Here is an 11489-nt window from a genome sequence, read left to right as displayed (position 1 = left end):
TAAGTTATCTCTCACCCCTAATATTTAGACATCTGTAATTAGATAGATCTTCCCAATAATACAACCTATCTTAACTTCGTGATCAACATACGAGGTCGTTAGCACTCTACATCAAAACACTATGATAGAATTTGAAGGTGTTTATGGTTTTGAGATTTCTAAACCTTTGAAACTCGATGGTCTTACTATTCAACCAGTTTATCAAGACTTTACTAAGCTTCAAAAGCTTTCCAAAGATGAAAACTGTTATCATTTAACTGGCGTCATAAGATATGAAAAAAGCACAGTTGAGATTGATCTATTTGACTTAGAAGGAGTCTTAGCATTTATCGATCATCGAGATGTAATAGTTGCAAATAAAATACAAGCAAAAGACATGCATGAGGCCATTTCAAAACTTCCATCTCAAATCAATGGCTTGAAAAGACATGGCGGTGGTGGAAAGGTTATAATGAGTGATGCCTTTTCTGAAAGTTCACGTGAAGATTTTACTAAATTAGCATTAGATGAATTAGCCAAAGATCGTAATAATGGAAATTTGGATAGATCTGTATTTCGTATCGCTTTTTTTAAAACAATCGAAGTTTTTCGAGCACGGAAACAATTCAGGGAAGTATCATATTATCTGCTTTTCTCAGCACTTGAATCCCTAGCAAGATTTAGTGAAAGCGATTATACAAGCAGTGCCGAAATACCGATAAGTCAATTTTTGATAGGGTTAGGTTTTGATGTAAAACAAAATAATCCACAAAATTTAAGGAGATCGATATCAACTTATTCAAATTTAAGGAATGCGCTATTTCACAATAGTCAAACTAAAACAGAGGTAAACTATAATGGAGATGTGGTAGAGTTAAATTTGAATGACTATTTTGGTTATTTCAATCGACTCATGCCCTTAGTTATTATTAAATATTTAGGTTTTGATGATGGTCATATTCGATGGCAAAGCTGGATAGATCGTCAACCATTCAAGTAGAGCGCTAAACCGCGTATACACCTTGCCAATTCTTTGCCACTCTTGGTTTTAAAATACATCTTTTGTTAGTTGCTATTGAACAGTTATGTGTATGTACCTTATATGCAATGTCCTTAGTTGGCATTTAAATAAATTGACCTTTTTAAATGGATCTTACAGATCAAAGAATTCTTACTTCTACTGCACCATCTTCACAAGAGTTTTCGGGATTTTATTTAACTGTTGAACAATTAGAAAACTGGCTTATTCATAAGCTACCAATTAGCCAACCTATAGGAAATCGTCCAGATTCAAATTATGACCTAACAAAAATCGAAAATGTGGCAGAAGATGTCGCTGAAGTTATAAATAATGCTGCTAGCTCAAAAAAATATAGAGGTTTGATTTATGTTGACCCAAGTGGAGGTAAAGACGCCCGAAGTGTTTTTTACCCAGCATTAGTTACTCAAGAAGTTTATGAAGAAATAGTGAGTCGTCTTGCAAATTCTTAGTTCTCCATGCCAACTAAACCATTAAGGGACGCACATCGCCATTCCTTGCCTCCTTTTCGTTTAATAGTTAACCTTTCATTTTACAGTTAATTCAACGCTGTTGCGACTGCCGGTTATTGTAATATCGTTAGGCCAAATTTAGAAATTCAAATATGATAAAAGTTGAAGAAGTAGATGGTGAAATTGTTGATATACATGTCAATGGCGAATCTATTAAAACAGCCGACCTAGAAGTATGGTATCTGCCCAAGAAATTAATTGGGGATAGCAAAGTCGAAAACTTACCAATTGGTACTCGATTTGAATTTTGTCGTAATATTAGGAATGGAGTAATTGAAATTGATAGTATTCCAACAATAATTGAGAGAATAGCTGGAAATAAAGTACAGGTAGTTTTTTCTGAACTTATTACACGAAAATACTGGGATGGGAAAATTGGACTGAAAGAGTATATGACAACTAAAAAATCTGTGATTGAAGACAGAGCAAAAGAGGCTGGTGATATAGAACTATTAACTTACCATGATGATGGCGTTTATATTCAACTTGAATATGCAACTGAACTTGAAGATGAAAAACTCATTCAAGTTGCTCAAATGGCTGAGCAAATTTCAGAAGAAATTGAAGGAGCAACTGAAATTATTGCTGGCCGTAATATTTGGAATCCTGAAGATTCAGAAAATGAAAAGGAATTCACACTACGTACTGTAATTCCAATTATTAGAAAAATTGGATTCAATAGTGTTAAATATAATCACGGGAAAAGAGAATACGGTAGAGATATTCTTTTTAATAGAATAACTGAGTTCCAGGAGATTGAGTTTTGGGCCGCGCAAGTTAAGTTTGGGGATATTTCAGGTTCAGCAGGTGGAGATATTGATGAGATAATAGCACAAATTGATGATGCTTTTAAAATGCCTTTTTATGATGTCTATACTAAACAGAAAAATAGAATTTCAAAACTGGCTATTATTATTTCTGGCAAATTTACGAATAATGCAATTGAAAAAATTTGCGAAAAAATAGAAAAACATTCTACCAGAAATAATTTGGTGTTCATTGATGGCGAAAAAATTCGTAGCCTTTCAGACCAATATTTAAAGTTGGCCTAAAGTTTAAAACATCCGTAAATGAGCTTATTAAATAATGCAGTTGATTCTATTAAAGTTGGTGTAGAGGATTTTGAAGAAGGTTCAAGGGAACGCCTTACATCTTCAGTTAGAAATATCCATGCGGGTATTTTACTTCTCTATAAAGAGGCATTAAAAAGGTTGTCTCCTGATGATAGTAATGACGTTCTTATAAAAAGGAAAATTGTTCCCACTAGAAATAAAGATGATATCGTAAAATTCATCGGGCAAGGGAAAACTACTGTTAATGTTTATCAAATTCGGAACCGTTTTGATAAGCTTGATATTGAAACCAATTGGGAACAATTTGAATCAATATCCAAGATCAGAAATGATATTGAACACTATTATACAGAAGATGACCACAGTAGAATTCAACATTTGATTGCTAAATCTTTTACAATAATTAGCTCATTCATAGAAAATGAGCTGAAGGAAAATCCTGTAGATTTGCTTGGTCATATAACTTGGTCAGCAATGTTAGAAGTTGCAGAACTATACCAAAACGAAAGGGAAAAGTGCCTAAATAAAATCAATAAAATATCTTGGGGATCAGATGTATTAACCGAAGGAGTCCAAGATATAACATGTGTATTTTGTGATTCCGACCTGCTATTTCCTAATTCATCTGATATTCAGGATTTAATTTTTGAATGTAAAAGCTGTGGTGCTAAAGAAGAAGCTCAAGGAATTATACCACGAGCTGTGCAAACTGCCCTAGGTTTTGAACATTACAAATCTTATGTCGATGGTTTAGAATATCCCTATGGTTCATGTCCAGAATGTGGTTTGGAATCATATGTTATAAAAGAAGAAAGATGTGCATTTTGTGGCTACGAAGCTGAACACTTCTGTGATAATTGTGGCAACAAAATTCCACCTAGTGAAATGATGCTCTCTCCTCTTTGTGCTTATTGCAACAACAAATTAAAATAGGAATTACAGCTGGCGCGTAAAGGCTTCCCATAAGGTTGACCGTTTGAAATAGAGAAATTCGAAAAAATTGGATTTAATAGGTGGCCCAAGTGAATGAATTTAACCTTTCGGGTTTTAGTGTACGATTAATTTAAATTATCGGGATTTAAGGAATGTAAGTAGAACCTAAGCAGGCAGGCGCAATCGAATACCTTCCTGGTCAGCTTCGGTTGGATCCATAAAGGCATTGGTAGCTTCCATCTGGGCTCGTGCCTCATCGTACTTGTCCCAAGTGATAGCCTGCACATACTTTTGACCGAAATCGAGGGTTCGTATCAAAGCTTCGGATTGCCGGTTGTGAGTCAAAGCCTTTAATGCAGCCAGGTAGTTATTCCGGTAAACCGTAGGGATGATAATTTTTTGTTGATCAGCTGCAACGAGTTCTGCATTCATCATGATGCGAGCTATCCGGCCATTGCCGTCGGTAAAAGGGTGCACTTCGCTAACCAGGAACATCATAAATACCGCTTTCTGGAAGGGATATTCCAAGCCGCGGTAAATTTCAAACCCACGTTCCAGGGTAGCCGAGACTAACTCGGGCTTTACAAACTGAGTGCTACCGGCCACATTCATTTTGGTCTTAAACTCTCCAGGTTTCTTGTCTTTCCGCAGAGCCATCACGGTAGAATGCCGATTCTTTAACGAGGCAATAAACTCGTCGAAATCCTTGGGTGTTTGTGCCATTTCTGAGTAGTTGGAAACAATCCGAAAAGTACCCATCACATCATGGGCATCTTCGGGACGTTCGGCCGGTATCGCATTGTTAAAGACGATATCGGCAGCTTCATCTACTTCAAATTCTGTTCCCTCGATAAAATTGGAGAAATAGGCTTCAAAGAAGGAAAGGTTTACTCTTTCGTCTTGTGAAAGGTTGGACGCAGCACGAGTGTGAGGGGCAAAATCCGATAAATCTTCAAAAAGTTTAAGAAACAGATCTACACGATCGGGGTCATACGGTTTTTTGGATTTCCGGGCTTTCCCGACATCTGATTTAATATTGGAATCGCGCGTGCCCTGCAGGCTACCAATTAGATCGTCCAGTTTTTCATATTCTTCTTGCATATCCAGCTTCGGGGCTATTTCCCTAGCACGGTCGCGAATACTGTTGACATGGTCGGCCCCGCGAACCCGAAAGAGTTTATCAAGGCGCTCTTCCATTTCTTCCTGCCGAAGCGTCCTTGGTACGGAACCTTTGCGAGCTCGGGAAGGCCGCATGTTTTCAAGATAGGCTCTGGGTTCCGAGCTAATGTAGAGACCATTAATAAAAGGACGATCACTTTCTAACGGGTCATGGCCTTTTCGCGGGTTGAAAATCAAACCGGGAATTTCGGTAATACGCTTTTTGGATGAGACGATAAATACCGATCCATCTTCTGCTGGTTTGTTTTCCAATGCCGTCCGATCGGCAATCAGCGCATCGGGATAGTATTCAGATAGCAAATAGGCCCAATGCCGTTTTACGATAACTTTGGGGTCATCGATCAGGTTTTTTGTGTAGAGACGGGACCCGATTTTTTTAAGTTCTCCGCGTGCTGCTGCCTGCGATACCTGGGAAGAAATATTCGTATGGGAAACGAATACTTCCGGCAGGTCATCTAAAAAATTTGCCATTTAAGCTACCTTTTTTAGGCAATTTATTAAACTTTCGGGATTTAATAAATAAGTAATTTAAATTTATGGGATTTAAGTTATTTATTTTGGCATGTGCAAAAGTTGTCTATCAACTCATCTTCTTTAAGCATTTAGAAAGAACGATGGTTTAAAAAGGACAACTTTATTACTTAGATTTAGGCGTCTTTAGCTTTTCGGTACTGACAACTATTTAGTTTAGATAAATCAGATTTAAAAAAGGTCTTATATACAATCATCTATGGCAAAGAAAAAAAATGACAAGTCAATTGAAGAAAAACTTTGGGATACAGCAATTGGCTTAAGGGGTAAAGTTGAACCATCAGAATATAAGCACGTAGTTCTTGCTCTTCTCTTTCTGAAATTCGCCAGTGATAAATTTGAAGAGCGAAGGGAAGAGTTGATTGAGGAAGGGAAAGAAGATTATCTAGAGATGAAAGAGTTTTACAACATGAAGAATGTCTTCTTTCTTCCGGAGGAATCTCGATGGTCTTATATATTAGATAATGCCAAGCAGGATGATATTGCAGTTAAAATTGATACTGCTTTAAACACTGTTGAAAAAAATAACCCTGCACTTAAAGATGCTCTTCCTGACAACTATTTTTCTCGACTCAATTTAGATACAAAGAAGCTTGGTACACTACTTGATACCATCAATAATATTGACACTCTTCAAGATGAAGAGCAAGATCTGATTGGAAGGGTATATGAGTATTTCCTCAAAAACTTTGCAATTAAAGAAGGAAAAGGGAAGGGAGAATTTTATACCCCAAAGACAATTGTAAACCTAATTGCTGAAATGATTGAACCATACAGCGGAGTAATCTATGATCCCTGCTGTGGATCAGGGGGTATGTTTGTACAGTCAGTGAAATTTATCGAATCTCATAATGGAAATAAGAAGAAAGTCTCCATATATGGCCAAGAACAAATAAGCACGACTTACAAGCTAGCAAAAATGAATCTCGCTATTCGTGGAATTTCAGCAAATTTTGGAGAAGAACCAGCCGATACTTTTGCCAAAGATCAGCATCCGGATTTAAAGGCTGATTACATTATGGCCAATCCCCCATTTAACTTGAGAAATTGGCGGGGCAAAAATGAATTAAAGAATGATCCTCGATGGAAGGGATATGCAGTACCCCCTAAGAGTAATGCCAATTATGCCTGGATATTGAATATGGTTTCAAAGCTTTCACATAATGGAGTGGCGGGGTTCATCCTTGCAAATGGGGCCCTTTCTGGTGGTGGAGTGGAGCATAGCATAAGAAAAAAGCTAATAAAAAATCGATTAGTTGAAGCTATCGTAATCATTCCTAGGGATACTTTCTATACAACTGATATTAGTGTTACACTATGGATCTTGAATAAAAATAAGAGGGCAAGAGATATTGAGATAAATGGTGAAGTAAAAAACTATCGTAACCGGGAAGATGAAGTCTTATTTATGGATTTAAGAACCTGGGGAGAAGAGTATGAGAAAAAATATATAAGGCTTACAGATGAAGAAAGAGATCGTGTAACAGAAAATTACCACAATTGGCAACAGGAAAACTACAAGGAGACGTATAAAGATATTCCTGAATTCTGTTATTCAGCTCATGTTGATGAAATTGCTAAAAATGATTTCTCTCTAGTACCGAGCAGATATATTGAATTTACGGATAAAGATGCAGAAATAGATTTTGATAAAGAAATGCAAACCATTAAAAGTAATATTGAAACAATACTTTCTGAAGAAAAGAAGTCTCAAGATCAATTAAAGAACGCATTTAAAGAGTTGGGGTATAGCTTAGATGTATAAACGATTAGGAGACTATATAAGATCAGTTAGCAACAAAAATACGGATCTTGAAGTCGAAAGATTATTAGGTGTGAATATTGATAACGAGTTCATGCCTTCGATCGCTAATGTTTCTAGGGATAGTTTAGTAAAATATAAATTGATTGAGAAAAATCAGTTTGCTGCTAATCTAATGCATGTTGGACGGGATGAAAAAGTTCCTATTGCATTATATGATGATGAGGAAAGGGCAATAGTTTCTCCTGCTTATAAGGTATTTGAAGTCAAAGATGAATCTGTTTTATATCCAGAATATTTGATGATTGAATTCCAAAGACCGGAGCTTGATCGCCAAGCTTGGTTTTTTTGTGACTCGAGTGTTAGAGGAGGATTAAATTGGGATCGATTTTGTGACCTTGAAATCCCGATACCCTCAATAGAAAAACAAAAGAAGTACGTTGACATATATCGAGGGCTTCAAAAGAATCAAAAGGCGTATGAGTCAAGTTTAGATGACTTACAACTAATTTGTGATACTTATTTGCAAGACTTAATTAACAGAAACAAACTGAAACCGTTAGGTGACTTTATACATCAGTGTGATTTAAGAAATTCGGATAAAGAGATTACAAACTTAAAAGGGGTTTCTACTGAAAAAAAGCTTATTGAGTCTAAAGCAAATACAACGGGTGTAGATTTTTCGAGTTATAAAATCTTGAAGCCTGAGCAATTTGTGTATGTGTCAGATACCTCCAGGAGAGGTGATAAAATAGCTCTAGCTATGAATCACGGAGAACCTTGTATTGTGTCTTCGATTTATACCGTTTTTGAAGTCACTGATCCACAAAAACTGATTCCCGAGTTCCTATATTTGTTTTTGCAACGCGAGGAATTTGATCGATATGCACGGTTTCATTCTTGGGGTAGTGCCAGGGAAACTTTCGATTGGGAAGAAATGTGTCGGGTTAAAATTCCGGTTCCACCAATTGAAGTTCAGGAGGCCATAGTAACTATTTATAATTCTGTAAAAGATCGAAAAGGAATTAATAAAAAGTTAAAGGAAATAGTTAAACCTCTTTGTCCGGTATTAATGAAGGGAGTTATGGAGGAGCTTGAAGGCAAAGAAACTGAGTTGGTTTAGATAAAGAATGATGAATATGTTGGCTAAAACATAGGGTCAAGAGAGTAATCATGTTGTAGAAAATTAAAAGCGGTACAAATCAGAGAAAATGAAATTCACTGAAGAGCAGTTAGAAAATGCTATAATAGAACTTCTTGAACAGGAGGGTATCCCTCATATACCGGGAGAGCAGGTATCAATACCAGCAGATGAGGTTCTTATTGAAGAAGATCTTAGGGAGTATTTATCTAGGCGTTATAGTGATGAGGATATAACTGATGATGAAATAGATCGAATAATATTAGATCTGAAGAGCTATTCAACGCTGGACTTGTATGACAGTAATAAAGCGATAATGAAAAGAATTTCTGATGGTTTCTTATTAAAAAGAGACGATCGGGGAAAGAAAGACCTTTTTATCCAGCTTATTGATTACAATGGTTTATTGAAGCCATCAAAAGTTGGTATGCAAACCACAGACAACTATCCTCAATTTGGGGAAGCGGCATCGGATGGAGAAACATATAAAGCGCCACAAAATACGTACAAATTTGTCAACCAGCTTAAGATTCAAGGCTCTGAATGGCGTAAACCGGATGGGATATTATATGTCAACGGATTACCACTGATAGTCTTTGAGTTCAAAAGTGCTATACGTGAAGAAGCTACAATCTATGACGCCTATACTCAGCTAACCACAAGATATAAAAGGGATATACCTAAGCTTTTTAAGTACAATGCTTTTTGTGTTATCAGTGACGGGGTAAATAGTCGGGCCGGGTCGTTTTTTGCTCCTTATGAATACTTCTATTCTTGGAGAAGAATCGGGGGGATGATAAAAGACGTAGATGGCATAGATTCTCTTTATACATTGGTTGAGGGAATGTTTGACCGAAAGCGTCTTAGAAATATTGTCCGAAATTTCATCTACTTCCCTGATAGTTCTAAAAGAGATAAAAAGGTGTTATGCCGCTATCCTCAGTTTTATGCTGCGAATAAGCTATTCCATAATATCATTGAGCATCAAAAACCAGAAGGAGACGGAAAGGGTGGAACGTATTTTGGTGCTACTGGTTCTGGCAAGAGTTTCACTATGCTTTTCTTGTCTCGACTGTTAATGAAGAGTCGTTATTTTTCTAGTCCCACAATCGTTCTGATAACAGATCGCACTGATTTGGATGATCAGTTAGCAGGGCTTTTTACCAATGCTAAAGAATTTATTGGGGATGATAATGTTGCCAGTGTTGAAACACGGGAAGACCTGAGAGATAAACTGCAAGGACGCAAAAGTGGTGGAGTTTTTCTTACAACCATTCAAAAATTCACGGAGGATACTGAGCTATTAACCGAGCGTAACAACGTAATATGTATTTCTGATGAGGCGCATCGTACGCAAACGAACCTGGACCAAAAAGTAAAGATTACTTCTGATGGTGTAGAAAAAACCTATGGCTTTGCCAAGTATCTGCATGATTCTCTTCCTAATGCAACCTATGTAGGATTCACCGGCACTCCAATTGATGCCACCTTAAATGTTTTTGGTGAAGTTATTGATGAGTACACGATGACCGAATCTGTAGTTGACGATATTACAGTTCGTATCGTTTATGAAGGTCGTGCTGCCAAAGTATTACTTGATAATAAAAAGCTGCAAGAAATTGAAAACTATTACGATCAATGTGCGGATGACGGAGCAAATGAACATCAGATTGAGGAGAGTAAAAAAGCCAATTCAAAAATGAATGTGATTTTAGGCGACTCAGATCGGTTGGAAGCTGTCGCCGAAGATTTTGTTCATCATTATGAAAAAAGACTAGAAGAAGGAGCCACTGTTAAAGGAAAGGCAATGTTTGTATGCAGTAATCGTGAAATTGCATACGAGATGTACAAAAACATAATTTCACTGCGTCCTAAATGGAATGAAATTAGAGTGGCAGCAGAAGATGTTGAGCTTACAGAGAATGAACGTCGGGAGATCAAGCCAATAGAACGGATCAAGATGGTTATGACGAGAAACCAGGATGATCCCAAAGAATTATATGACCTTCTCGGTACTAAGGATGATCGCAAAGAGTTGGATCGGCAGTTTAAGAACCCGAAATCCAACTTCAAGATCGCGATTGTTGTGGATATGTGGTTAACTGGGTTCGATGTCCCATTCTTAGATACAATGTATATTGATAAGCCGATTAGAAGGCATAATCTGATTCAAGCAATTTCAAGAGTTAACCGAAAATACAAGGGTAAGGATAAAGGATTAGTAGTTGATTATATCGGCATCAGAAAGCAAATGAATTTAGCATTAGCGCACTATAATAAATCTGATGCCAGGAATTTTGAAGATATTCAGCAATCTATTGTGGTCGTAAAAGATCATTTGGATCTTTTACATAAAATGTTTCATAAGTTTAATGAGAAGCCCTATTTCAACGGTAAGCCTCAAGAACAACTGCATACTCTAAATATGGCCGCAGAATATGTTCAGGCAACTGAAGAACTAGAAAAGCGGTTTATGTTTTTCGTTAAACGCATGAAGACTGCCTACGATATTTGTTGTGGCAGTCAAGAGTTTACCCAAGAAGAGCGAGACTATATTCACTTCTATATTGCCGTTCGTTCAATTGTCTTTAAACTAACCAGAGGTTCAGCTCCCGATACAGCCCAAATGAATGCTAGGGTTAGAGAAATGATTGAGGATGCCCTCGAAAGTGAAGGCGTTGTAGAAATTACAAAGCTGGGTAATGAGGAAGCTAAACAGGTCGACATTTTTGATGAAGATTACCTTGCTAAGATTGAGAAGATCAAGCTGCCGAATACCAAGATTAAGCTCTTGCAAAAGCTTTTAGCGAAGGCTATTGAGGACTTTAAAAAAGTTAATAAGGTAAAAGGAGTCGATTTCTCAAAGCGCTTCAAAACGTTAGTAGATCGATATAATGAACGTAAAGAAGCAGATACCCTGCGAAGTGAGGTATTAGAGGATTTTACAGATGAGATCATTGATCTATACCATGACTTGAGAGAAGAGAAGGAATCATTTAATGAAATGGGGATTGATTTCGAAGAGAAAGCCTTTTATGACATCCTCAAAGAGCTTATGAAGAAATACGATTTTACATATCCCGAAGAAAAGCTCATTCACCTTTCTAAGGAAGTAAAAAAAGTAGTTGATGATAAGGCAAAATATACTGATTGGAACCGGAGAGAAGATATTAAGGCGGAACTAAAAGCGGATCTAATAGTTCTGCTTGCTGAAAATAATTATCCGCCCGTTGACAGAGATGAAGTGAAGTAGTCACGATGAAATCTGACAGTTTAGTTAGATTAGAGTATCCAACAACCTAATCACTAAACGCAGACTCACCATGACTACGCAAGACAA

8 protein-coding genes are annotated in these 11489 nt (G+C 37.0%); 7 read left to right on the top strand and 1 reads right to left on the bottom strand.

The genetic code is table 11. The annotated features are described in order from the left end of the window. The first annotated feature begins 121 nt into the window (after positions 1-121). From FN808_RS18505 to FN808_RS18490, 4 genes are all read left to right on the top strand, one after another. The gene (locus FN808_RS18505; protein ID WP_142716108.1) at positions 122-979 is read left to right on the top strand and encodes a hypothetical protein; all 858 of its coding nucleotides are present in this window, start codon (positions 122-124) and stop codon (positions 977-979) included. Between the two features lie 146 nt (positions 980-1125). Continuing rightward, positions 1126-1470, top strand: a complete 345-nt coding sequence (locus FN808_RS18500; RefSeq protein WP_142716107.1) for a hypothetical protein — start codon at positions 1126-1128, stop codon at positions 1468-1470. A gap of 152 nt (positions 1471-1622) precedes the next feature. Further along, the gene (locus FN808_RS18495; RefSeq protein ID WP_142716106.1) at positions 1623-2582 is read left to right on the top strand and encodes a hypothetical protein; all 960 of its coding nucleotides are present in this window, start codon (positions 1623-1625) and stop codon (positions 2580-2582) included. An 18-nt stretch (positions 2583-2600) separates the two neighbouring features. Further along, on the top strand, positions 2601-3536 hold the full coding sequence (locus FN808_RS18490; protein ID WP_142716105.1) for a hypothetical protein: 936 nt from the start codon (positions 2601-2603) through the stop codon (positions 3534-3536). Positions 3537-3701: 165 nt separating this feature from the next. Here the strand turns inward: FN808_RS18490 and FN808_RS18485 are convergent, their stop codons facing one another. Then, complete coding sequence (locus tag FN808_RS18485; RefSeq protein WP_142716104.1) at positions 3702-5186, bottom strand: Fic family protein; 1485 nt, start codon at positions 5184-5186, stop codon at positions 3702-3704. 259 nt (positions 5187-5445) lie between these two features. On the opposite strand from FN808_RS18485, the gene FN808_RS18480 reads away from it, so the two are divergent. The 3 genes from FN808_RS18480 to FN808_RS18470 all read left to right on the top strand — a co-directional run bounded on the left by FN808_RS18480 (position 5446) and on the right by FN808_RS18470 (position 11402). Next, complete coding sequence (locus tag FN808_RS18480; RefSeq protein WP_142716103.1) at positions 5446-7011, top strand: type I restriction-modification system subunit M; 1566 nt, start codon at positions 5446-5448, stop codon at positions 7009-7011. Then, complete coding sequence (locus FN808_RS18475) at positions 7004-8131, top strand: restriction endonuclease subunit S (protein WP_142716102.1); 1128 nt, start codon at positions 7004-7006, stop codon at positions 8129-8131. The genes FN808_RS18480 and FN808_RS18475 overlap by 8 nt, the downstream gene beginning before the upstream one ends. An 88-nt stretch (positions 8132-8219) precedes the next feature. Continuing rightward, on the top strand, positions 8220-11402 hold the full coding sequence (locus FN808_RS18470; RefSeq protein WP_142716101.1) for a type I restriction endonuclease subunit R: 3183 nt from the start codon (positions 8220-8222) through the stop codon (positions 11400-11402). The last annotated feature ends 87 nt before the right edge of the window (positions 11403-11489 follow it).

This window comes from Fodinibius sediminis (assembly GCF_900182555.1).
Taxonomy (GTDB): Bacteria; Bacteroidota; Rhodothermia; order Balneolales; family Balneolaceae; genus Fodinibius; species Fodinibius sediminis.
This window is presented reverse-complemented; position numbering and strand designations above follow the sequence as displayed.